This is a genomic window from Allotamlana fucoidanivorans, assembly GCF_006265225.1.
In the GTDB taxonomy this organism is placed as follows: Bacteria; Bacteroidota; Bacteroidia; order Flavobacteriales; family Flavobacteriaceae; genus Allotamlana; species Allotamlana fucoidanivorans.
The window spans coordinates 355,875-379,075 of the sequence record NZ_VDCS01000001.1 but is presented as its reverse complement, the minus strand read 5'-3'; the positions used below and the strand labels follow the sequence as shown (position 1 = coordinate 379,075).

Below are 23,201 nucleotides of genomic sequence, written 5' to 3'. Positions count from 1 at the left end.
ATGCATACATATAAAACTATGCCCAATTAACCCCTCTATATGCTCTATTATCCCTGTGTAAAGTTTACATAGATTTAACAGTTAATTTAGCACACATATTAGTCAATATCAGTGTTTTGCACCTTTTAAACCCAACCTATATTTGTACCGTTGAACGTTAATATTTTTAAATTATGAAAAACGTAATCTCAAACACAAAAAAAGGAATCTTAATGGTAACTATGTGCGCTACCGTTTTTGGATTCGCTAGTGATCTTAAACTGTTAATTAAAGAAGATTCTAAAAAAACAGCTTTAGTACTAGAACATGTAAAACAAGGTAATAAAATTTCAATCATTGACAACAGCGGTGTTGTTCTATATAAAGAACAGGTTCAAACTAATGGTCTTTATAAAAAAGGATTTGATCTTACATCTTTACCAGATGGTGATTATGTCTTTGAGGTTGATAAAGATTTAGAAATTAGCACGATTCCTTTTCATGTAACAGCTAACACTGTTACCTTTAATAAGGAAGATGAAACTACCATCTTTAAACCTTATGTGCGTCATGAAAATGACCTTGTGTTTCTAACCAAACTTTCTTTAAACCATGAAACGGTTGATATTGCAATCTATGGTGAATATGAAAATGGTTATGAACTAGTACATAATGAAAAAGTGAAGGATGCTAAAATTCTTGAAAAAGTATTCCAACTTAAGGGTGATACCAATTACAAAATTGTGGTTAACACCAATGATAAAACATTTACAAAATTCATTAATAATTAGTTTAATGTCTTATTTAGTTTAGTTTAGTTAGTAAAAGTGGGCTGTGGTGGCCACTTTTTTTTGGTCATTTTTTTAAATTCTTTGCTTTTAGAAATGTAAAGACTAAAGTCTTTCCCTTTGCATTTACAATACAATTATCTCATACATATACCATTTTATCTTAACCTAAATTTCACATAAAAATAACAGTCAATTTAGCACATAAATAAGTCAATATCAATGTTTTACATACTTAAAAACTAATGTAATTTTACAGTGTTGAACGTTATAAAACCCAAATTATGAAAAAAGTAATTAAACATTCAAAAAAAGGATTCTTAATGGTAACATTGTTTGCTACCTTGTTAAGTTTCGCCAATGATGCTTCAAAATTTAAAATTACATTTGAAGCAAAACGAACCCCACTTACTTTATATAATATAAAGAAAGGGAATGTTTTATCAATTAAAGATGAAAATGGCTTATTGTTATATAAAGAGTTACTCCAACAATCTGGAATTTACAGCAAAGGTTTCGACTTAACTTCTCTACCTAACGGCACTTACATGTTTGAATTGGAGAAAGATTTTGAAATCAAACTTATTCCATTTTATGTGAAGTCTAACACAGTTACTTTTCAAAAAAAACTTGAAGAAACCATTTTTAAACCTGCTTTTAGAGTAGAAGGAGATATGGTTTACATGAGTAAATTAAACCTTAATAGGAAGCCTTTAAAAATTAATTTCTATTTTTTAGATGGTAACCATTCTGAGTTAATGTATTCTAAAACATTAAAGAATCAACAACTGATAGAAAAAGCTTTTAAATTGGAAGGTCTAAGTCTTGGTACTTATAAGATTGAAGTTATTAGTGCCGACCACACCTTTGAAAAACACATTTACTAAACCCTCTCGTTTCTTATTTAGTTAAGTTGATTAAGGTGAGCAGTTTTGCTCACCTTTTTCATTCAAAAAAGGGATAATTGCCTGTTTTTATGAGATTCGTGTAGTTTACAATTCAACTCTGGTATCAATGCATCTTTAAAATATTTTCTTCTTGCCAGTTTTACCATAGCATGAATTTGTTCTGCTATTTTTCCCTCACCCCGCATTCTGGTACCATATCTTGAATCATTTAAGCTTCCACCGTGACAATCGGCTATTTGATGTAATACTTTCTCCGCACGGTCTGGCATCGTTTTTTTTATCCATGTTGTAAAAAGCCTACCTAAAGCACCATTTAATCGTATCACGGTATAGCCAATAGATGTAGCCCCATACTGCGCCACTACTTTGGCTAAAGATAAAATTTCATGACTATTAATTGAAGGTATAATTGGCGCTATCATCACATTGACAGGAATACCGTTATCACTTAATAGTTTAACTGTATCTAGACGCTTTTTTATGCTAGCCGTTCTGGGCTCTAAAATACGTTTTATATCTTCTGATAATGAGGTAATAGATATATTCACGGTAACTAAATTATCTTTAGCCAACTCGATTAACAGGTCTAAGTCTCTTTTTATCATGGCGTTCTTTGTAATAATACCTACTGGATGCTTATACTTTAAAAAAACCTCTAAACAACGTCTGGTGATTTCAAATTGCTTCTCAACGGGTTGATAACAATCCGTATTTCCAGACATAATGATTTGTACTGCTTTCCAACTTTTCTTGGTAATATGTGCTTCCAATAATTTGGCAGCCTCCTTTTTAACTAAGATATTTTGCTCAAAATCTAAGCCTGCCCCATAGCCCCAATATTCGTGTGAATTTCTGGCATAACAATAAATACATCCATGCTCACAGCCCTGATAGGGATTCATGGAATACAACATACCAACATCTGGACTTTTAACCTGATTCACTATGGTTTTTGGAAATACCTCAAGAAACTTTGTTTTATCTTCATCAAAAACCTCACCTGTTTTCTGGCAATACTCCAGAAAATCGTCTCGAACTTCATGGTACAATTCAAAAAATCGATTGGGTACATGCTCTTGCGCCCCACGACCTTTAATATTAGATTTAGGGTTCATACAACATTATTTTAGAACTGGAAGGGATTAAAACTAAACGCTCAGTAAAGTTACTTATTCTTGAAATAGAAATATGTTAAAGCTAGTGTTGTTTGTTAACAAAACACTTTTTCTCAAAAACTGCACCTGTTCTGCTTAAAACTATGCGCCTGGAAAATTAGCCTTACGTTTTTCTAAAAAAGCACTAGTTCCTTCGGCAAAATCTTGAGTTCCAAAACATCGCCCAAATTCCTCTATTTCTAATTCAAATCCATTCACGCCATCTTCAAAGTTGGCATTAATAGATCGTATGGCCGCGGCAATGGCTACTGATGAATTTCGGCTTATTTTTTCTGCCATAGTTTCACAAAATGGCAATAGTTCATCTGGTGTGGTTACATGGTTTACCAAACCATAATTTAAGGCTTTTTGCGCATCAATCATAGTAGCTGTCATAATCATTTCCATAGCTCTCCCTTTACCAACTAATTGGGTTAAACGTTGGGTACCCCCATATCCTGGAATAAGGCCTAAAGACACCTCTGGAAGCCCCACTTTAGCATTATCATTAGCTACTCTAAAATGACAAGCCATAGCCAATTCTAATCCGCCGCCTAAAGCAAAACCATTAATAGCAGCAATAACAGGAGTTGAGAGGTTTTCTACAAAATCAAATAAATCTTTTTGCCCTTTGGCTGCTAACTTTGTACCATCTTCAACATTAAAATGAGCAAACTCACTAATATCTGCACCAGCAACAAACGCTTTATCTCCGCTACCCGTAACTATTATAACTTTTATTTCTTCATCTTTGTCTGCTTCAAAAAAAGCATTGTGAAGCTCCCCAATAGTTTCTTTATTTAAAGCATTTAATTTCTTCGGGCGATTAATAGTTATCAAGGCAATCCCCTTGTTTTTCGTAAAAAGTACATTGTTGTAGCTCATAACACTTATTTTTTAGGAAAAGAAACGTTAAACGTAGTTCCCTCTCCATCTTTTGAATCGAAAGAAATGCTTCCGTTATAGGTTTCTACAATATTTTTTACCATGGCCAAACCAAGGCCCATGCCACTACTTTTGGTGGTAAACTTAGGTTCAAACACTTTATCTTTACTTTCATCAGAAACCCCAGAACCATTATCGGTAACACTTATTAACACATCGATCTCTGTTTCAGAAACTAAAATTTCAATCTTTGGTGTTTTCTCTTCCGTCATGGCTTGTATGGCATTTTTCACCAAGTTTGTTACCACACGTATGAGTTGTGTTCTATCAAATTTAGCGATTATTTCCTCTGAATCACACTTAAAAACAATATAATCTTCGTTGAAAATATCGAGCGCTAATTTTACAATTTGCACCACATTTAGCGTTTCTTTTTGCTGTGCTGGCATTTTTGCAAAATTAGAAAATGCCGAAGCGATAGAACTCATAGTATCTATTTGTTGAATCAAGGTTTTACTATATTCATCAAGTTTCTTATGAATATTCTCATCAGTAGGATCAAATTTGCGTTGAAAGTTTTGCACTGTTAATCGCATGGGCGTTAAGGGATTTTTTATTTCATGAGCCACCTGCTTTGCCATTTCACGCCAGGCCTGTTCGCGTTCACTTTTAGCCAATTGTACCGCACTTTCTTCAAGTTCATCAATCATGCTATTGTACGCACTTACCACGGTTGAAATTTCCTCCGTACTATCTTTAATTTCAATACGTTCATTACTACGTTCAAGTCTTGTGGCATTCATAATGTCACTAATGCTTTTTAGTGATTTTGTTATGTATTTTGACAATAAAAAAGCAATAGCAATAGCCATGAGCAATACAAATAAAAAGGCATACCACATGCGGGTTAGAAATTCTTCAAGCTCCTTTTTAAGAAAATCATCCTTTTCTAAATAAGGGATATTTAAAATAGCAATGGGTTTAGACCTATTGTCGGTAATATAAGTGTAAGACGATTGAAAGGTTTCACCATTTTCCTGATGTTTAGCTACAAACCTATGTTCTGCAATTTCAGAATCGCTTTTTACCTGAACAGTATTGCTAATAGCGTTCATAATGTGAGTGTCTAAACATTTATCAGCTACATTATTTTGAAAACCCGCTTTTGAAGAAATTAGAAGACCGCCTTCTAAATCATACAAGTTAATTTGTAATTTATGTATATCGGCAATATTGTAAATCTCTTCCTTGAAAATAAACGGAATGTTTTCAGTTTTTACTTCCCAAGTATTTTGTCTGCCATTTAAGGTACGTTTTATATGGGTTTGTATGTTTTCCTCTTTACGCTCTAACCTGCTTTCATGATAATCATGACTTTGCTCTCTATACTGGTAAATGGCTACGGCAGAAATAAGAATAGATCCCAACAAAACCAATAGAATCATGGCTAGAAAAATACGGGTACGAAGCGAAGGTTTTTTTGCTTTAAACAACACAGAATGTTACAAATTTTACAAGCTTAAATATAGCAATAATCAAACCAAACCTAGCTTCTATCAACAAAAAAATGACAACCAAAAGAGCGCATACTTAAGAGGCAGTAACTATTAAGCCTCTGGATTTTTTTCTCTAATATGCTTATAAACCTTAAAGCCCAGCATGATAAGTACACCCAAAACAAAAATACCAACTATACCCCAAACCCAGTTAATGGCACTTTTAAGAACCACCAAGAAAATGACAGCAAACAGAATAAATGTGGCGCCCTCATTCCAAATGCGCATATAGCTTGATGATTTCTTTACAATGTCATTTTGAAGTTGTTTGTAATACTGATGTGTTTTAAGGTGATAAATAAACAACAAAACAACAAAAGCTAGCTTAACATGCATCCAAGGTTCTTTTAACCAACCAGGAACTATAATAAGTAACCATACCGCAAAAATAGTTGCCAATATAGCAGATGGCCAAGTAATAATATACCATAAGCGTTTTGCCATGAGCTTTAATTGCTTACCTAGTATTTCTTTTTCTGGAGATGCCTTATGAAACGCTTCTATTTGATACACAAAAAGCCTTGGAATATAAAACAACCCTGCAAACCAAGTGATGACAAAAATAAGATGAAACGATTTTATATAGCCGTAATATTCCATATGGTGTTTTTAATTAACCGATTTTAATTCTGGATTTAAGTTCTTAATTATTTCTTTGTAAAGAAAATATCCTGTGACTAGAGTTGCTAAAACATCGGCAATTGGAAAAGCTATCCAAACTCCCAATTCTCCAAGAAAGACAGGTAAAATAAAAATAAGCGGAATAAAAAAAAGCCCTTGTCTGCTCAAGGTTAACCAAAGCGCTTGTTTTGCCTTTCCTATGGCTTGAAAATAAGCCGCTCCTATAAGCTGTAATGCAATGATAGGTGTGGCTGCAAACACCCAACGCATGGCTGCAGGTGTTTCTAAAATAACTTGAGCATCAGATGTGAATAACCTTGTAATGGTTTCAGGAAAGACCATTAAAAACACAAACACAATAGTTGCCAACAGTGCAGCATATTTTATAGCTGTATAAATCGTTTCTTTTACTCTTGCATATTTTTCAGCACCATAATTAAAACCAGCTATGGGAAGAAAGCCCTGCGCCACACCAAAAACGGGAAATAATGCAAACATGAGCATTCTACCAACTATAGCATATGCCGTAACCGAACTTTCCCCCCCTAGCGTATACAGAATATTATTCATTAGCAAATAAGTCACACTAACAATGGCTTGCCTTGATAGGGTTACAACTCCTAAGGAAGCTATTTCAACAACAGTCGCTTTATTTAGACCAAAGTGACATTTTGCAAGCTCTATTTCAGACTGTTTTGAGATAAAAAAGCCCAAAATAAATATAAAACATACCAAGTAAGATAAAGTTGATGCCCAAGCTGCACCAGCCATACCATAATCTAACACATAAATAAAAATATAATCTAACAGCAAATTACTGACTGACGGTAGCATCATAGCATACATAGCAACTTTTGGCTTACCAACAGCCCTTATTACTGTATTTCCCATCATGCAAAGCCCTAAAAAAGGCACTCCATAAAGCACAATAACATAATACGTTTTTGCAGGTTCTAATATATTTCCTTTCCCTCCAAAAGTTGGCACGATACTGTCAACAAACCAAAGCCCCAAGATGACCATAGTAACGGTAAAAAGAGTTGTTAAGGTAATTTGATTCCCAAAGGTTGTTCGTGCTTTTTCTTTATTTTCTGCACCAAGTGCTCTTGAAATAATTGATGAACCACCAACTCCTATGGCCATACCTAAAGCAGCAATGAAAAATGACACTGGCAATACAACATTTATAGCAGCTATGGCCGTTGACCCTATCCAATTCCCCACAAAAACGGTATCTACTAAAATGTTAAGCGACATGACCAAAATACCAATAGAAGCTGGAACAGCTTGTTTTACCAGTAATTTACCAATGGGCTCAGTCCCCAAACCATGTGATATCAGCCGAGCCATTATACGGCAACAGTTTCAGATGTTACCCAATGATTTATCCACTGCGATAACAACGTTACAAAAGCGTCGTCATCATTTAAACATGGTACGGTTTTAAAGTGCTTCCCACCTACTTCATGAAAAATCTCCTGACCTTCCATAGCTATTTCTTCAAGCGTTTCTAAACAATCGCTTACAAAGGCAGGCGTAACAATTGCCATATTTTTAATACCTTGTTTTCCTAAACGCTCTATCGTTCTATCTGTATAAGGTTGCAACCAAGGATCAAATCCTAATCGTGATTGAAATGAAGTAGAATAGGTACCTTCTTTTAAACCAAGTTTTTCAGCAACCAAACGCGTTACTTCTAAACACTGATGCCGGTAACAAAACTCATGTGCTTTACTTGAGGTTACACAACAATTTCCATCAATTTTACAATGTGAATTTGTAACATCACTTTTTCTGATATGGCGTTCAGGAACTCCATGATATGAAAATAAAAGATGCTGAGGATTTTCGCCTTCTATATGTGATTTTATAGAATTTGACAGCACCTCAATATAATCTGGTTTATTATAAAATGCAGGAACTGACTCAATGTTTATATCTGGAAAAAAATCATGGCGTAACTTTTCAGCCAAAACTGTTATGGTTTCTGTAGTTGCCATGGCAAACTGCGGATATAATGGAAACAACAAGATATCATTTACCCCTTGATCTACCAACTCCTGAATGCCATTGTGAATAGACATGCTGCCATAACGCATAGCTAAAGATACGGGGACATCTACCTGCTTTTGAACTTTATTTTGAAGGCGTTCAGAAATAACAATAAGTGGCGAGCCTTCTTTCCACCAAATTTTTTTATAGGCTGCTGCCGAAGCTTTAGGGCGTGTTTTTAAAATTATTCCTCTTACCAACAAGGCTCTTGCTACGTAGGGGATGTCTATAACACGCTCATCCATTAAAAATTCTCCTAAATATTTTTTTACATCTTTAGGTTCTGGACTATCAGGGGAACCAAGATTAACAAGTAAGACTCCTTTTTTCATTATATTTTTTTAGCATCACAAAAATACAATGATTTCACTAATATAAAGAAAAACAAGAGGTAATTCTAAACGGCATCAGAAGTCACCATTCTTAATAACGACATAAAAACTAACGCGTATAGTTCTTTCAGTTATAGCGCTAATAATTGACGCCTTTAATGGTCCTTTATTTTACTTAGCAAAAATTGATAATGTTCATGTGACTTTTTCTGACTATAAGTACAATCTTGAAAAATCCCACAGGACGCACTTGAACTAATCAATGATTTATGGTTGTGTTGCTTTGAAAGCGCTTCTATTTCTGGAGTTAAGTATTTCATATTCTATTGTTAAGTTACTGTATTGTAGTTGTTTTTTACCATAAAACCTTACAATTAACTTAATGACATCACATATTTTTTAGGAGTTGTTCCATACTTCTTTTTAAAGGCCGCGATAAAATGACTTGAGGTACTGTATCCCACTTTATGCCCTACTTCATTCACGTTATTTTCGCCTGACTCAAGTAGTTTTCGTGCCACTTCCATTTTATAATCAAATAAAAAACTAAAAACAGAATCGCCATAAATTTGCTTAAAACCCTCTTTTAACTTTTTTAAACTTAGCCCGATTTCATCTGCTAACTCCTGAAGCGAAGGCGGTTCAGCCATTTGAGCTACAATAATATCTTTAGCTTTACGAATTTTAATGACGTTAGTTTCATCTACTAAAAACGGACATTGTTCAATATTAGCTTCTTCACTTCTATTGAAATATAAACTTAATAACTCATAAGCCTTCCCTCGAAAATATAAGGGTTTTATAGATGAATTCAACCCATAGTTTATCAATTGATTTAGCACAATGGCCATAGATGGCGAAATAACACCGTCTTTATAATATTTTTTATCCCGATTATCTTCACTTAAAAAGGTGATATAATCGGCCTCATGAGAGAAAAAACCATGAAATTTCTTGATAGAAATTAAAATCGATACCATCCATGAGTGCGGATTGATTTCTAAATGAATGGGTAAATCGCGCTGCGGATTATAAAGCAGTAAAGAATTTTCTTCAAGAATATTTAATTTATAGCGCCCTTCGTTAAACACAAATTGACTTGACCCTTTAACACAAAAATGAAATTGAATAAAATCACTATCTATTTCTTTGGCAACAGATTGCGTTTTATTTTCTTCATTTTTAAAGGTTAACACCAAAACACCTTCCTCTACCAACGTTTCATTAAATGAACTTTGAGCGACATTTTTATCGGAATCAAATTCTGTATTCATAAATTTTATTTAGATTTATTCTAAATTAATTGTTTAAAAACCTCCTGTACCCTAACAAAATTATGATATTTATCCTGTTTTATAAAAAAACAACGCAAAAAAACCACAAACGACAATAAAAGTTCTTTTATCGTTACTTTTTTTTAGGGCATCCCTATATTTTTGCTTCACATTTTCAGGTATTAAGCATGCAAAAGTATAACATTAGTAGAAGTAAGTACTTTTACGCCATTGGTTTGAGTTACAAAAAAGCCGATGCGGAAATAAGAGGGCACTTTAGTTTAGATGACGAATCTAAGCTTCGCCTCCTTGCTCAAGCTAAAACGAATAATATTGAAAGCTTAGTGGTAACATCAACCTGTAACCGTACTGAAATTTATGGTTTTGCAGAGCATCCTTACCAACTTATCCAACTACTTTGTGACAATACAAGAGGCACCGTTGAAGAATTTAGAGAAGTAGCCTACATTTATAAAAATAAAGAAGCTATTTCACATATGTTTCGTGTAGGCTCTGGTTTAGATAGCCAGATTCTTGGTGATTTTGAAATTATAAGTCAGCTTAAACAAAGCACAAAACTGTCACGCAAACACGGGTTACTCAATCATTTTACAGAACGTTTAGTAAATGCGGTGATTCAAGCTAGTAAGCGCATTAAAACAGAAACCAATATTTCATCAGGGGCCACATCGGTTTCTTTTGCCTCAGTGCAATATATTTTAAACAGTATAGAACAGGTTTCTAATAAAAATATTTTACTTTTTGGAACAGGAAAAATTGGAAGAAATACCTGTGAAAACCTGGTAAAACACACTAAAAATGAGCACATCACTTTAATCAATAGAACCAAAACAAAAGCCGAGCAAATTGCTGGTAAGTTTAATTTGATTGTTAAAGATTATGCCAATTTACAAGAAGAAATTTCTAATTCTGATATTTTGATTGTTGCCACTGGTGCCCAACGCCCAACCATTGACAAGCATATTATTCAGTCTGAAAAACCCTTATTGATTCTTGATTTATCTATTCCAAAAAATGTAGACGCTAATGTTGAGGAACTTGATAATGTGTCACTTGTGCATTTAGATCATCTTTCGCAAATTACAGATCAAACTTTAGAGGCAAGAAAAGCCCAGATTCCTATGGCTGAAGCCATTCTAGATGAAGTAAATTTAGAATTCAGCGAATGGTTAGAAACTAGAAAGTTTGCACCAACTATTAAAGCCTTAAAACATAAATTATCTGATTTTGCTGCTGCCGAATTGGAAGTGCAACGTAAAAAACATGCTGATTTTAATGAGACTCAAGCCGCAATTATTAGCAATAATATTATTCAAAAAATCACTAACCACTTTGCCCATCACTTAAAAGATGATGATGTTCCTACCGACGAAAGTTTGGAACTCATAAAAAAAGTGTTCCAGTTAGAACCTTCAACAAAACATGTCTAAAACCATAAGAATTGGTACACGCGATAGTGAGTTAGCACTATGGCAGGCCAACATAGTTAAACATCAACTTGAAAATTTAGGGTATGTTACAGAGCTTGTTCCCGTAAAATCTACGGGCGATATAGTTCTTGATAAACCCCTATACGAACTGGGCATTACAGGTATTTTCACCCGAACGCTTGATATTGCTATGCTTAATCATGATATTGATATAGCTGTTCATTCCTTAAAAGATGTACCAACAGTGTTACCAAAAGGCATTGTTCAAGCAGCAGTGTTAAAACGTGGAAATGTAAATGATACGCTGGTTTTTAAAAACAACGAAGAATTTTTAGGAGCCAAAGATGCTGTTATTGCCACAGGAAGCTTAAGAAGACGTGCCCAATGGCTCAACCGTTTTCCCACGCATACCATTGTTGATTTACGTGGCAATGTGAACTCCAGACTACAAAAGCTCAAAGATAACGACCAGTGGAATGGTGCTATTTTTGCCGCTGCAGGCATTGGAAGAATAGGAATACGCCCTGATGAAGCCGTTAATTTAGATTGGATGATCCCAGCGCCAGCGCAAGGTGCCATTATGATTACAGCTTTAGGCGAAGATGATTTTTCTCTTAAAGCATGCGCCCAACTAAATCATGAAGAAACAGAAATTTGTACCACTATTGAACGTGAATTTCTAAACAAACTTGAAGGTGGTTGTACCGCTCCTATTGGTGCTCTGGCCGTAATAAAAAATAATGAGATTAACTTTAAAGGTGTTTTGCTAAGTGAAGACGGCTCTAAACGTATTGATGTGACCCGAGTTAAAAATCTTGGTGAACACAAAGATATGGCACAATTTTGTGCAGACTTCATTATAGAGCGCGGTGGTAAACGCCTCATGGATACCATTAAAAACTCCACTAAAAAAGCTAAAGTGTTTTCTACGAAATCTTTTACAGAAGATCAACGCTTATTGTTTCATGAAAAGGTAGTAGCTGACAGTTCTGACTTTATAAAAATTGGGTTAAATAGAATTCATCCACGATTCATAAAAAAAGAAATTGAAAATGTAATTATTACCAGCAAAAATGCGGTAGAAGCCCTATCTACAAACTTTTCTTCCAGTGAATTACAGTTTAAAAATATTTATTGTGTAGGACGACGTACCAAACGGTTAATTGAAAACAAAATTGGCCCCGTAACCCATACCGAGAAAAATGCAAAAAAACTTGCTGAATACCTTGTGGAATATATGGAGGGAAGTGAGGTAACTTATTTTTGTAGCGATATTAGACTGGATGATTTGCCTACCATATTAGAGAAAAACAACATAGCAGTGAATGAGGTTGAGGCTTACCAAACTAAGTTTGACGGATTTAAAGTAGCCGATTCTATTGAAGGTGTCATGTTTTACAGCCCCTCAACCGTTGATAGTTATGTTGAAAAAAACAAAAACGAGATTATCGCGTTTTGCATAGGAGAAACCACAGCTAAAGCAGCAAAAAGGCATTTTGATGATGTGAGAATTGCCAAAGTGCCAACTGTTGAAAGTGTTATAGAATTAGTGAATCAACATTATATTTAACGGTTTTTGGTTATTCATTTCAGGTCAATAGCCTCTGCTCAAACCTCATAGCCAACAACTCAGAACAAATAACTATGATTAAAAACGATTTATTTTTAAGAGCTTTAAAGGGAGAAACGGTAAAACGCCCTCCAGTTTGGATGATGCGTCAAGCAGGAAGATATCTACCGGAATTCATGGCCATACGTGAAAAATACGACTTCTTTACCCGTTGCCAAACGCCTGAGTTGGCCAGTGAAATTACTGTACAACCCATTAGAAGATACGGTATGGATGCGGCCATTTTGTTTAGCGATATTTTGGTTATTCCACAAGCCATGAACATCGAGGTACAAATGAAACCTAACTTTGGACCATATTTACCAAATCCTGTTCGTACCCAAAAAGATGTTGACAATGTTATTGTTCCAGATGTCACTCAGGCCTTAGATTATGTATATCAAGCCATAAAAGCCACCAAAGAATTACTTAATGACGATATTCCGTTAATTGGTTTTGCTGGTTCGCCATGGACTATTTTATGCTATTGTGTACAAGGCCAAGGCAGCAAAACCTTTGATAAAGCTAAGGAGTTTTGTTTTACTAACCCCGCAGCCGCTCATCAAATGCTGCAAAAAATAACAGATACCACCATTGCTTACTTAAAAGAAAAAGTAAAGGCTGGTGTTAATGCGGTTCAAGTCTTTGATTCTTGGGGTGGTATGCTTTCTCCAACCGATTATCAGGAGTTTTCATGGCAATATATCAATCAAATTATTGAAGCTTTAAAAGATAACGCTCCAGTCATTGCATTTGGAAAAGGCTGTTGGTTTGCACTAGGGGAAATGGCCAAAAGTAAAGCGTCGGCTTTAGGTGTAGATTGGACGTGTTCTCCACAAAACGCCCGTTATTTAACGGGTGGAAATATAACATTACAAGGTAATTTTGATCCTACGCGCTTGTTATCACCCCCTGCAACCATTAAAAAAATGGTACATCAAATGATTGATGACTTTGGAAAAGATAAGTATATTGTAAATTTAGGGCATGGTATTTTACCAAACGTTCCTTTAGATCATGCAAAAGCCTTTATTGATGCGGTAAAAGAATATGGTCAGTAACAAAAATAAAATGCCTTTTACCTTTTATATCATTACCATATAAAAGGTAAATTCAATTTTAGCGATGGTTTTTCTTTCCTTATAAAGTTCAAAAATAACGCTGTAAGCTAAAGCTAAAACAACGTCATGATTAAACATATATTTTCAGGAATTCAAGCATATTTTGGGGTATTTAGCCTCATTTCTAAACTTAAACTTTGGAAATATTTTGCCATACCCATGCTAATTTCTTTACTTACTGCTGTAATTATAGGTGTTTCAGCATATGGGTTATCGGACAACATTGGGCAGTTTATCTCTCAAATATGGGTTTGGGATTGGGGCAAAGAAACCTTTTCTACCATAGGAACTTTTATTGGTGTCATCATTGTTTTAGCCATAGGACTTATATTGTACAAGCACATTATCATGGCTTTTTCAGCACCATTTATGAGTCCTGTTTCAGAGAAAATTGAAGCGCATTTAACTGGTTTTAAACCGCATTCATATAGAAATACATCGTTTATTCAACAGCTATGGCGTGGTATTAAAATCAACCTTAGAAACCTGATGATGGAACTGGTATTGACCATGCCTATTTTGCTTCTAAAGTTCATTCCAGTAATAAATATATTTTCAGTCGTGCTATTATTTACTGTACAAGCCTATTATGCAGGTTTTGGAAATATGGATTACACTTTAGAACGCCACTTTAACTATAAAGAAAGTATTAAATTTGTTAAACACCATAAAGGTATAGCGATTGGAAATGGTATCATCTTTATTTTGTTTTTATTAATTCCTGTAATTGGTGTAATTTTAGTGTTACCTTTATCGGTTACAGCAGCTTCGGTTAAAACTATTGAAGTCTTGACATTAAAAAACAAACTTGTTAATGCAGATTAACTGTTCAATATATACCATTCAACCAGTATTATCACTTGATCATTGGGGTATATATGATTTTGTTTCTGCAAATAAAGATAGGTTAAACCGGTATTTTCCAAAAACTTTAGCACAAAACCTAACTCCAGAATTATCCCAAGTTTTTGTTGAAAACAAAATCCGTGAGTTCAATTCAAAAAAAGAGATTCTATTTACCTTAAAGCCACAAAACGCAAATAAAATAGTTGGTTTAATCTACCTTAAAGCTATTGATTGGATTAAAAAACAAGGTGAGTTTGCCTATTGTATTGATTACAAACACAAAGGGAAAGGGGTAATTTCTGAAGCCATAGCGTTACTATCAAAACACGCATTTAATGAGCTTAAACTGGAAACGCTTCAAATCATAGTGCATAAAAGCAATACGCCAAGTATTACAGTAGCTACTTCATGTCATTTTACTTGGATAAAAACATTAAAAAAAGCATTTACACCCCCAAAAGAACGTGCGCTCAATATGGAACTATACGAGCTATATCATAAAATAAACTAACAGTAATGAAAGATCAATTTTTCAACTATATACACACCCTTCAAGACCAAATTACTTCAGCCCTTGAAGCTATTGACGGTCATGCCGAGTTTCAAGAAGATCTCTGGGACAGGCCAGAGGGTGGTGGCGGAAGAACCCGCGTAATTCAAAATGGAAATGTTTTTGAAAAAGGCGGTGTAAATATTTCTGGTGTACACGGAAAACTTCCAAAGTCTATGCAAACGTATTTTAAGGTTGGTGATGTTGACTTTTTTGCCTGCGGATTAAGTCTCGTTCTTCATCCAAAAAACCCAATGGTTCCAACAGTTCATGCCAATTGGCGTTACTTTGAAATGTATAATGAAGAGGGCAACATTATAGACAGCTGGTTTGGTGGCGGCCAAGACTTAACGCCTTATTATTTATTTGAAGAAGATGCTATTCATTTTCATCAAACCTGTAAAACAGCTTGCGATAAACATAACCCTGAGTTTTATCCGAATTACAAAAAACGATGCGATGAGTACTTTTATAACGCACATAGAAATGAAGGGAGAGGAATAGGAGGCTTGTTTTTTGATTATTGTAAAGCTACAGACAAAATGAGCATGAACAATTGGTACAGCTTTGTTACTGAAATAGGTAATAGCTTTTTAGAGGCTTATATCCCCATAGTTGAAAAACGAAAAGATTTAGATTATACTGAAGCACAACGTAACTGGCAAGAAATTCGTCGTGGGCGTTATGTTGAATTTAATTTAGTACATGATAAAGGCACATTATTCGGACTTAAAACCAATGGTCGTATTGAAAGTATTTTGATGAGCTTACCACCGCATGTACAATGGGTTTATGACCACCACCCCGAACCAGGAAGCGAAGAAGAAAAATTAATAACCGTTTTAAAAACACCTAAAGATTGGGTATAAAAAAACTACTATATACTTATATAATTTGCTGCACACTACCTACTTTGGCGCAGGATAGTATTGCTAAAAGTGAATATATTACAGGGTTCCCTGATAAAATATCAGCCAGATTATCGTTAGTAAACACAGCAAATATCTTTTTCTTTGCAGATAATGACGGGGAAGAATACGAATTACGCCCAAATGAAAGAGATTACTTAGGAGCATCACTTTTATTTAGAAGCGTAGAACTTGCGTTTGGGTTTTCTCCTAAATTTTTAAACACGAATAAAGATAATGCCGATTCTGAATTGTTTAACTTAAACTTCAGAATGTTTTACCGCCAATGGATGCAAACCATTGATTTTTACTACCAAAAGGGATTTTCTTTTAGCGACAATAATTTTTCCTCATTTTATTTTCCTGAAATAGAAACCTTAAAACTTGGAGGTGCCACATCGTATATATTCAATAAAAAATTCTCGTTTAGAGCGATAGGCTATCAAAACGAAAAGCAAAATAAAAGTGCTGGAAGTTTTATTCCTAAACTTTCGCTGTATTACACCAAGTTTTTTGTTAATACAGATAATCTTAGCGAACGCGCTACTTCTTTTGATATAGCCATTTCGCCAAGTTATTATTATAACTTTGTACTATCTAATAAACTCTTATTTTCTGCTGGAGCATCGTTTGGTATGGGTTTAAGTCATTCTGAAAATGTAGGCGCCGAAAATATAAACACTATTTTGTATGAGCTTACTGGACGCGTTGTATTAAGCTATAATTCTGATTCATTTTTCTCAGGCATTAACACCAATATCTCCGTTTTAGAAAAAAGTATTGGTAATACTAACAGACAAGGTGACGCTATCAGTTTTATTGAATTATATATAGGATATCGCTTTAAAGCACCCAAAAAATTTATGAAATGGGCCGATGATGTTAATGACTTTATTGGCTTTTAAAACCAAAAATTATGTACCCATTACGAAGAAATAGACGATTAAGAACCAACGAAGCCATTCGTTCTTTAGTTCGCGAAACCATTATAACCCCAAACGACTTTTTAGTACCATTATTTGTTGTTGAAGGCAAAGGTATAAAAGACGAAATTCCATCAATGCCTAATTATTTTCGTTATAGTTTAGATTTGCTTGAAAATGAAATAAAAGAACTGTGGAAATTAGGGCTAAAATCGGTATTGCTATTTGTTAAAGTGCCTGATAATTTAAAGGATAATGCAGGAGAAGAGGCTTTAAATCCTAATGGACTCATGCAACGTGCTATAAAAACAGTTAAAAACGTTTGTCCGGATATGCTCGTCATGACCGATGTGGCCTTAGACCCTTACTCCGCTTACGGGCATGATGGCATAATTGACAACGGAGAGATTGTTAATGATGCAACCGCTCTATTTCTTGCTGAAATGAGCCTTTCTCACGCTGAAGCTGGAGCCGATTTTGTGGCGCCAAGTGATATGATGGACGGACGTATTTTAACCATTCGGGAGGCTTTAGAAGATGAAGGTTTTATAAATACAGGTATTATGAGTTATTCGGCTAAATATGCTTCATCATTTTACGGCCCTTTTAGAGATGCTTTAGACTCTGCTCCTGTTGATTTAGTTGACATTCCAAAGGATAAAAAAACCTACCAAATGGATTACGGCAACCGATTTGAAGCCATTAAAGAAACCGAAATGGATATTGAAGAAGGTGCAGATATTGTTATGGTAAAACCTGGCCTTTCTTACCTAGACATTTTAAGAGACATTAAAAATGAAGTTGATGTACCTGTAGCCGTGTATCAAGTATCAGGAGAATACGCTATGATTAAAGCTGCAGCCCAAAACGGATGGTTAGACCATGACCAAGTGATGCTAGAAACCACTATAGCTTTTAAACGTGCTGGGGCAGACATTATCGCCTCGTATTTTGCGAAAGATGTAGTTAAATTGATTTCTTAATTTAGCACCTGTAAATTAAAATACAATGACCACACTTATATTTTGGGCCACCATTTCCATATTCTTTTCCTTTTTATGTTCTATCCTAGAGGCTGTTTTACTTAGTGTTACCCCAACATTTATCAATATAAAAAAACAAGAAGGGAGAGACTACGCCTTTACCCTAGAAGCACTTAAAAAAGATGTAGATAAACCACTTATTGCCATACTTACTTTAAACACCATTGCGCATACCCTAGGGGCCATGATGGTAGGCATTGAAGCTGAAAAACTTCCTTTTAAACTTGAATTTTTTGGTATTAATACCGTTGGTATCGTTTCAGCTATCATGACTTTTTTAATTTTGGTGGCTTCAGAAATCATCCCCAAAACCATAGGTGCTACCTACTGGAAAGGTTTAGCTAATTTTGCATCAAAAGCCCTTACTATCATGATTTTTCCTTTAAAATGGACCGGGATTTTATGGGTATTGCAGCTCACAACAAAACTCATTGGAGGTACAGGGCACGGCAGTGTATTAACTCGCGAAGGTTTTGTAGCCATGACCGATGTAGCTCACGAAGAAGGAGTGTTCCAGGAAAATGAAAGCAAAATCATAAAAAACCTACTCAATTTTAAGGAGATTTTTGCCAAGGATGTGATGACCCCTAGAACGGTGATGAAAACAGAGAACGAAACTACAACGGTTGAAGATTTTTTCAACAAAAATTTAAACCTACGGTTTTCAAGAATACCTGTGTACACTGATGAGCATGATAATATTACGGGGCTTGTTTTAAAAGATGAAGTATTTAAGGAAATGGCTCTTGACAACGGTTCAAAAAAACTCTCAGAACTCAAGCGAAATATTATTGTAGTAGACAGGAGTTTACCTATTCCAACACTGTTTGAACAATTGGTTGAAAGCCGAAACCATATGGCTTTGGTTGTTGATGAATATGGCTCGGTAAGTGGCTTAGTAACCATGGAAGACGTTATAGAAACCTTACTCGGACTAGAAATTATGGATGAAAGTGATAATGTGTCAGACTTACAGGTTCTAGCTAGAAAAAGTTGGGAGTCTAGAGCCAGAAAACTTGGTATATTTGAGGACAACAAACCCAACAAATAAATGGATATGGATACTTGCATCATTAATACGCCCTTAGGTTATACCCAAATAACAGGTGATATTAATGGCATTGCTGCAATTACCATACTTGATTCTAAAGAAGAAACAACCAAGATTATTCCCGAAAGTTTAAAGGATTGCGCTACGCAACTTAACGAATATTTTGAGGGTCTTAGAAAAACATTCCATTTAAAATTAAACCCACACGGTACCGATTTTCAATTAAAAGTTTGGAATCAACTTCAAAATGTGCCATTTGGAAAAACCATAAGCTATTTAGATCTATCAAAACAATTAGGTGATGCCAAAGCTATTCGAGCTGTGGCGAATGCCAATGGGAAAAACCCACTCTGGATTGTAATCCCTTGCCACCGCATTATTGGTAGTGATGGCAACTTAACAGGATATGCAGGAGGTTTGCACCGCAAACAATGGTTATTACAACATGAAAGCCCTTATAAACAGCAAAGCTTGTTTTAACCTTCGATTTTTAATTTTAAATACATAAAATATTTCTATATTTAGTTAACCTAAATAGCTTGTAATGAAATTCCTTAAAAAATTTGTGAAGTGGCTTGCTATCATTTTACTGTTTATTGTTCTTTTACTCTATATTTTCGATTATAGTTACATTTTAAGAGGTGTTCGTATCGTTTACTTCACAGGTCATAAAACGGTTTGGATTGATGACTATCCTTATTTTGACAACGACACCATTGCTAAAGGCGATAGCAGCCAGCCGTGGCCATTACATAAAAAATATAACACGGTAGCCCCTTCCGAAAAACTTAAGCAAATCAATGCAGCTTTAGAAACAGTTGCTTACCTCATCATTAAAAACGACAGTATATTTTATGAGTGGTACGCACCTAACTATGGAAAAGACTCTAAGACAAACTCTTTTTCAATGGCTAAAAGTATTACTACGGCCATGCTAGGAAAAGCTATTATGGATGGACACATAAAAAGTCTGGATCAACCCATTGGTGACTTTTACCCTCAATTTAAAGATGAAAAAACAACTGTGGGCGATTTAGCCTCTATGGCCTCTGGTTTAGACTGGGTTGAGCATTATACGAGTCCGTTTTCATTAACCGCAAGAGCTAATTACGATGACGATTTAGCCGAGACCATGCTTAATTTAAAAGTGATAAAAGAACCCGGAAAATCGTTTGAATATTTAAGTGGAAACACCCAATTATTAGGAATGATTATCCAAAAGGCCACAGGCAAACCTTTAGCCCAATACCTTTCAGAACGTTTTTGGATCCCTTTGGGCGCTACCGAAGATGCTCTTTGGCAATTGGATGATGCAAAAAACAGACTCGCTAAAACATTTTGTTGTATTTCTAGTGATGCTAGAGATTTTGCCCGATTTGGAAAACTCTACAAGGACTACGGAAAATGGAATGGTAAACAGTTGTTAGATTCTACTTTTGTAGCAAAATCTATAACGCCCCGATTTCCTGAAAGTCCAGAGTATGGTTACGGTTGGTGGTTAAGAAAGAGCAACGACAGAAGCTTCTTTTTAATGCGTGGTCATCACAGCCAATACGTTATTGTCGAACCTAACGACAATGTGATTATTGTAAGATTAGGACAACGAACTTCTAGTGATGAAGGCAAAAAACCATTCACCTCAGATATGGACGTGTATATTGATGAAGCCTATAAAATGCTAGAGCAATGATTTCAAAATTGAACCTTGAAAACATCTTGTTTTTAGACATAGAAACGGTTCCTGAAACCCAACACTTTTCAGATTTAGACGAAACGAAACAAATTCTTTGGGATCATAAATCGAAATATCAAAGAAAAGAAGATTTCACGGCTGAAGAATTTTACGAACGTGCAGGCATTTGGGCCGAATTTGGAAAAATAGTTTGTATTTCTGTGGGCTATTTCAAGATTCAGAGTGAGGAATTAAGACAATTTAGAGTCACTTCTTTTTACGGTGATGAACTTAAAATTTTAAATGATTTTAAAAACCTACTCGAATCACATTTCAATCAAACAAAACACTTACTTTGTGCCCATAATGGTAAAGAATTTGACTTTCCGTACATTGCACGCCGTATGATTATTCATAACATAGAACTGCCTACCAAACTTAACTTATTTGGAAAAAAACCGTGGGAAGTGGCACATTTAGATACTTTAGAATTATGGAAATTTGGTGACTTCAAAACCTATACGTCCTTAAAGTTGCTCACTAATGTTCTGGGCATTCCTTCTCCAAAAGATGATATTGATGGCAGTGAAGTTTGTCGGGTGTTTTATGAAGATAACGACATAGACCGCATTATCGTATATTGCGAAAAAGACACCATAGCTGTGGCTCAAATTCTTTTACGTTTACGAGGCGATGCTATTCTAACAGACGATGAAATCGTTCATATCTAAATGAAAGACACTACTATATTAAAAATTAAAAATCTCTCCATTTCCTTTGGAACCAATGAAGTCATTCATAACATATCTTATACCCTTCATAAAAATGAAATTTTAGGTATTGTAGGTGAATCTGGTTCAGGGAAGTCGGTGTCTTCATTAGCTATTTTAGGCTTGCTTCCCAAAAAAATAGCGCAAATTACTAGTGGTTCTATAACTTTTGAAGATCAAGATCTTACAAAATTACCTTCAAAAGCCTTTCAAAAATTAAGAGGACGAAAAATTTCAATGATTTTTCAAGAGCCAATGAGTTCTTTAAATCCTTCAATGACCTGTGGCAATCAAGTTTTAGAAATCTTATTACAACACACTAATTTATCTAAATCTGAAGCAAAAAAAGAAACACTCATATTATTTGAAAAAGTAAAATTACCACAACCCAAACGCGTGTTTTCTGCTTATCCGCATGAAATATCAGGAGGTCAAAAACAACGGGTTATGATTGCTATGGCATTGGCTTGCAAACCAGATATCCTTATTGCAGACGAACCCACCACAGCACTTGATGTTACGGTTCAAAAAGACATTATAAACCTTTTAAAAGCCCTTCAGCAAGAAACCAAAATGAGCATTATTTTTATCACTCACGATTTGGCTTTAATTTCTGAAATCGCTAACCGGGTATTGGTCATGTATAAAGGCGATATTGTGGAGCAAGGAGCGGTTACCAAAATTTTTACAGACCCTACGCACAATTACACCAAAGCGTTAATTAATGCACGACCTTCTTTAGATGTTCGCTTAAAAACTTTACCTACTATACATGATTATTTAAATCACACTATTGCTAAAGCTATTATTACTGAAAATATGCGGCAAAAAGCACATACCATCATGTATAGCAAGCCACCGTTATTAGAGGTTTTAAATGTTGAAAAAGAATACCTTTCTAAAACAGGTTTATTTGGAAAAACGGAATCGTTTAAAGCGGTTAATAACATTAGTTTTAAAGTATATGAAGGTGAAACTTTAGGCTTAGTTGGTGAGTCTGGTTGTGGAAAATCAACTTTAGGCAATGCCATTCTTTTGCTTGATAAAGCTACTGCCGGGCAAATTAATTACAAAGGCATAGACATTACCAAACTATCAAAATCTGAAGCTAGAACTCTTAGAAAAGATATTCAAATTATATTCCAAGATCCTTACTCCTCACTCAATCCAAGAATCCCTGTAGGAGAGGCCATTTTAGAACCTATGCAAGTGCATGGTCTTTACAGTAGCAACCAAGAACGCAAGTTGAAAGTGTTAGAACTCTTAACCAAAGTAGGGCTTTCTGAAGCACATTATAACAGATATCCGCATGAGTTTTCTGGAGGGCAAAGACAACGTATTGGTATTGCCAGAACTATTGCTTTACAACCTAAACTTATTATATGTGATGAGTCGGTTTCTGCTTTAGATATTTCTGTACAAGCGCAAGTTTTAAATTTACTTAATGAACTTAAACACGATTTTGGCTTTACCTACATCTTTATTTCACATGATTTAGCTGTTGTAAAATATATGTCTGACCAGCTCTTAGTAATGAATAAGGGCAAAATTGAAGAATTAGATGATGCCGATGTTATTTACAACAAACCACAAAAAGCATATACCCAAAAACTTATAGATGCTATCCCTAAAGGATTATAAAAAAAGTCGTTTTGAAATTTCAAAACGACTTTTTTTATGTGCTATTATTTAACTTCTTAATTAAAAC

22 protein-coding genes are annotated in these 23,201 nt (G+C 34.9%); 15 read left to right on the top strand and 7 right to left on the bottom strand.

The window, feature by feature from the left end:
• The first annotated feature begins 173 nt into the window (after positions 1 to 173).
• Together FGF67_RS01660 and FGF67_RS01655 are read left to right on the top strand one after the other, a co-directional pair.
• Complete coding sequence (locus FGF67_RS01660) at positions 174 to 770, top strand: hypothetical protein (RefSeq protein WP_139694674.1); 597 nt, start codon at positions 174 to 176, stop codon at positions 768 to 770.
• A gap of 281 nt (positions 771 to 1,051) precedes the next feature.
• The gene (locus tag FGF67_RS01655; RefSeq protein WP_139694712.1) at positions 1,052 to 1,654 is read left to right on the top strand and encodes a hypothetical protein; all 603 of its coding nucleotides are present in this window, start codon (positions 1,052 to 1,054) and stop codon (positions 1,652 to 1,654) included.
• A 62-nt stretch (positions 1,655 to 1,716) separates the two neighbouring features.
• Here the strand turns inward: FGF67_RS01655 and FGF67_RS01650 are convergent, their stop codons facing one another.
• From FGF67_RS01650 to FGF67_RS01620, 7 genes are all read right to left on the bottom strand, one after another.
• Entirely contained in the window at positions 1,717 to 2,790 is a 1,074-nt protein-coding gene (locus tag FGF67_RS01650) for a PA0069 family radical SAM protein (protein WP_139694711.1), read from the bottom strand.
• 141 nt (positions 2,791 to 2,931) lie between these two features.
• Entirely contained in the window at positions 2,932 to 3,714 is a 783-nt protein-coding gene (locus tag FGF67_RS01645) for an enoyl-CoA hydratase/isomerase family protein (protein WP_139694710.1), read from the bottom strand.
• Positions 3,715 to 3,719: 5 nt separating this feature from the next.
• Positions 3,720 to 5,159, bottom strand: a complete 1,440-nt coding sequence (locus FGF67_RS01640; protein WP_139694709.1) for a sensor histidine kinase — start codon at positions 5,157 to 5,159, stop codon at positions 3,720 to 3,722.
• Positions 5,160 to 5,321: 162 nt separating this feature from the next.
• The gene (locus tag FGF67_RS01635) at positions 5,322 to 5,870 is read right to left on the bottom strand and encodes a CopD family protein (RefSeq protein ID WP_139694708.1); all 549 of its coding nucleotides are present in this window, start codon (positions 5,868 to 5,870) and stop codon (positions 5,322 to 5,324) included.
• Positions 5,871 to 5,879: 9 nt separating this feature from the next.
• Entirely contained in the window at positions 5,880 to 7,241 is a 1,362-nt protein-coding gene (locus tag FGF67_RS01630) for an MATE family efflux transporter (protein ID WP_139694707.1), read from the bottom strand.
• Positions 7,241 to 8,275 carry a ferrochelatase gene (hemH, locus tag FGF67_RS01625; RefSeq protein ID WP_139694706.1) on the bottom strand — a complete coding sequence of 345 codons (1,035 nt, stop codon included), beginning with the start codon at positions 8,273 to 8,275 and terminating at the stop codon, positions 7,241 to 7,243. The genes FGF67_RS01630 and hemH overlap by 1 nt, the downstream gene beginning before the upstream one ends.
• A 374-nt stretch (positions 8,276 to 8,649) precedes the next feature.
• A complete protein-coding gene (locus tag FGF67_RS01620) occupies positions 8,650 to 9,549 on the bottom strand; it encodes a helix-turn-helix transcriptional regulator (protein ID WP_139694705.1) in 900 nt (299 codons plus the stop codon).
• Between the two features lie 188 nt (positions 9,550 to 9,737).
• Here FGF67_RS01620 and hemA point away from each other — a divergent pair, with 188 nt between their 5' ends.
• From hemA to FGF67_RS01555, 13 genes are all read left to right on the top strand, one after another.
• The gene (gene hemA, locus FGF67_RS01615; protein ID WP_139694704.1) at positions 9,738 to 11,000 is read left to right on the top strand and encodes a glutamyl-tRNA reductase; all 1,263 of its coding nucleotides are present in this window, start codon (positions 9,738 to 9,740) and stop codon (positions 10,998 to 11,000) included.
• Complete coding sequence (gene hemC / locus FGF67_RS01610; protein ID WP_139694703.1) at positions 10,993 to 12,570, top strand: hydroxymethylbilane synthase; 1,578 nt, start codon at positions 10,993 to 10,995, stop codon at positions 12,568 to 12,570. Before hemA ends, hemC begins: the two co-directional genes overlap by 8 nt.
• 74 nt (positions 12,571 to 12,644) lie before the next feature.
• A complete protein-coding gene (hemE, locus tag FGF67_RS01605) occupies positions 12,645 to 13,670 on the top strand; it encodes a uroporphyrinogen decarboxylase (protein WP_139694702.1) in 1,026 nt (341 codons plus the stop codon).
• Between the two features lie 126 nt (positions 13,671 to 13,796).
• A complete protein-coding gene (locus FGF67_RS01600; RefSeq protein ID WP_139694701.1) occupies positions 13,797 to 14,555 on the top strand; it encodes an EI24 domain-containing protein in 759 nt (252 codons plus the stop codon).
• Positions 14,545 to 15,087: a GNAT family N-acetyltransferase gene (locus tag FGF67_RS01595; RefSeq protein WP_139694700.1), complete on the top strand. Its 543-nt coding sequence runs from the start codon at positions 14,545 to 14,547 to the stop codon at positions 15,085 to 15,087. Before FGF67_RS01600 ends, FGF67_RS01595 begins: the two co-directional genes overlap by 11 nt.
• 5 nt (positions 15,088 to 15,092) lie before the next feature.
• Complete coding sequence (hemF, locus tag FGF67_RS01590; protein ID WP_139694699.1) at positions 15,093 to 15,995, top strand: oxygen-dependent coproporphyrinogen oxidase; 903 nt, start codon at positions 15,093 to 15,095, stop codon at positions 15,993 to 15,995.
• Positions 15,996 to 16,039: 44 nt separating this feature from the next.
• Positions 16,040 to 16,939 (top strand): DUF4421 family protein, encoded by a 900-nt coding sequence (locus FGF67_RS01585; RefSeq protein WP_158293158.1) that lies wholly within the window; start codon positions 16,040 to 16,042, stop codon positions 16,937 to 16,939.
• A gap of 11 nt (positions 16,940 to 16,950) precedes the next feature.
• Positions 16,951 to 17,940 carry a porphobilinogen synthase gene (gene hemB, locus FGF67_RS01580; protein ID WP_139694697.1) on the top strand — a complete coding sequence of 330 codons (990 nt, stop codon included), beginning with the start codon at positions 16,951 to 16,953 and terminating at the stop codon, positions 17,938 to 17,940.
• Between the two features lie 25 nt (positions 17,941 to 17,965).
• Complete coding sequence (locus tag FGF67_RS01575) at positions 17,966 to 19,051, top strand: CNNM domain-containing protein (RefSeq protein ID WP_139694696.1); 1,086 nt, start codon at positions 17,966 to 17,968, stop codon at positions 19,049 to 19,051.
• Between the two features lie 6 nt (positions 19,052 to 19,057).
• Entirely contained in the window at positions 19,058 to 19,531 is a 474-nt protein-coding gene (locus FGF67_RS01570) for a methylated-DNA--[protein]-cysteine S-methyltransferase (RefSeq protein ID WP_139694695.1), read from the top strand.
• A 64-nt stretch (positions 19,532 to 19,595) separates the two neighbouring features.
• Entirely contained in the window at positions 19,596 to 20,741 is a 1,146-nt protein-coding gene (locus FGF67_RS01565) for a serine hydrolase domain-containing protein (RefSeq protein ID WP_139694694.1), read from the top strand.
• Positions 20,738 to 21,454: a 3'-5' exonuclease gene (locus FGF67_RS01560; protein ID WP_139694693.1), complete on the top strand. Its 717-nt coding sequence runs from the start codon at positions 20,738 to 20,740 to the stop codon at positions 21,452 to 21,454. Before FGF67_RS01565 ends, FGF67_RS01560 begins: the two co-directional genes overlap by 4 nt.
• Positions 21,455 to 23,134 (top strand): ABC transporter ATP-binding protein, encoded by a 1,680-nt coding sequence (locus FGF67_RS01555; protein ID WP_139694692.1) that lies wholly within the window; start codon positions 21,455 to 21,457, stop codon positions 23,132 to 23,134.
• The last annotated feature ends 67 nt before the right edge of the window (positions 23,135 to 23,201 follow it).

What these genes read in the sequence shown, in the direction of transcription:
- FGF67_RS01660 (WP_139694674.1), top strand. Translation starts at nt 174, where the DNA reads ATGAAAAACGTAATCTCAAACACAAAAAAAGGAATCTTAATGGTAACT.
- FGF67_RS01655 (WP_139694712.1), top strand. Translation starts at nt 1,052, where the DNA reads ATGAAAAAAGTAATTAAACATTCAAAAAAAGGATTCTTAATGGTAACA.
- FGF67_RS01650 (WP_139694711.1), bottom strand. Translation starts at nt 2,790, where the DNA reads ATGAACCCTAAATCTAATATTAAAGGTCGTGGGGCGCAAGAGCATGTA.
- FGF67_RS01645 (WP_139694710.1), bottom strand. Translation starts at nt 3,714, where the DNA reads ATGAGCTACAACAATGTACTTTTTACGAAAAACAAGGGGATTGCCTTG.
- FGF67_RS01640 (WP_139694709.1), bottom strand. Translation starts at nt 5,159, where the DNA reads ATGATTCTATTGGTTTTGTTGGGATCTATTCTTATTTCTGCCGTAGCC.
- FGF67_RS01635 (WP_139694708.1), bottom strand. Translation starts at nt 5,870, where the DNA reads ATGGAATATTACGGCTATATAAAATCGTTTCATCTTATTTTTGTCATC.
- FGF67_RS01630 (WP_139694707.1), bottom strand. Translation starts at nt 7,241, where the DNA reads ATGGCTCGGCTGATATCACATGGTTTGGGGACTGAGCCCATTGGTAAA.
- hemH (WP_139694706.1), bottom strand. Translation starts at nt 8,275, where the DNA reads ATGAAAAAAGGAGTCTTACTTGTTAATCTTGGTTCCCCTGATAGTCCA.
- FGF67_RS01620 (WP_139694705.1), bottom strand. Translation starts at nt 9,549, where the DNA reads ATGAATACAGAATTTGATTCCGATAAAAATGTCGCTCAAAGTTCATTT.
- hemA (WP_139694704.1), top strand. Translation starts at nt 9,738, where the DNA reads ATGCAAAAGTATAACATTAGTAGAAGTAAGTACTTTTACGCCATTGGT.
- hemC (WP_139694703.1), top strand. Translation starts at nt 10,993, where the DNA reads ATGTCTAAAACCATAAGAATTGGTACACGCGATAGTGAGTTAGCACTA.
- hemE (WP_139694702.1), top strand. Translation starts at nt 12,645, where the DNA reads ATGATTAAAAACGATTTATTTTTAAGAGCTTTAAAGGGAGAAACGGTA.
- FGF67_RS01600 (WP_139694701.1), top strand. Translation starts at nt 13,797, where the DNA reads ATGATTAAACATATATTTTCAGGAATTCAAGCATATTTTGGGGTATTT.
- FGF67_RS01595 (WP_139694700.1), top strand. Translation starts at nt 14,545, where the DNA reads ATGCAGATTAACTGTTCAATATATACCATTCAACCAGTATTATCACTT.
- hemF (WP_139694699.1), top strand. Translation starts at nt 15,093, where the DNA reads ATGAAAGATCAATTTTTCAACTATATACACACCCTTCAAGACCAAATT.
- hemB (WP_139694697.1), top strand. Translation starts at nt 16,951, where the DNA reads ATGTACCCATTACGAAGAAATAGACGATTAAGAACCAACGAAGCCATT.
- FGF67_RS01575 (WP_139694696.1), top strand. Translation starts at nt 17,966, where the DNA reads ATGACCACACTTATATTTTGGGCCACCATTTCCATATTCTTTTCCTTT.
- FGF67_RS01570 (WP_139694695.1), top strand. Translation starts at nt 19,058, where the DNA reads ATGGATACTTGCATCATTAATACGCCCTTAGGTTATACCCAAATAACA.
- FGF67_RS01565 (WP_139694694.1), top strand. Translation starts at nt 19,596, where the DNA reads ATGAAATTCCTTAAAAAATTTGTGAAGTGGCTTGCTATCATTTTACTG.
- FGF67_RS01560 (WP_139694693.1), top strand. Translation starts at nt 20,738, where the DNA reads ATGATTTCAAAATTGAACCTTGAAAACATCTTGTTTTTAGACATAGAA.
- FGF67_RS01555 (WP_139694692.1), top strand. Translation starts at nt 21,455, where the DNA reads ATGAAAGACACTACTATATTAAAAATTAAAAATCTCTCCATTTCCTTT.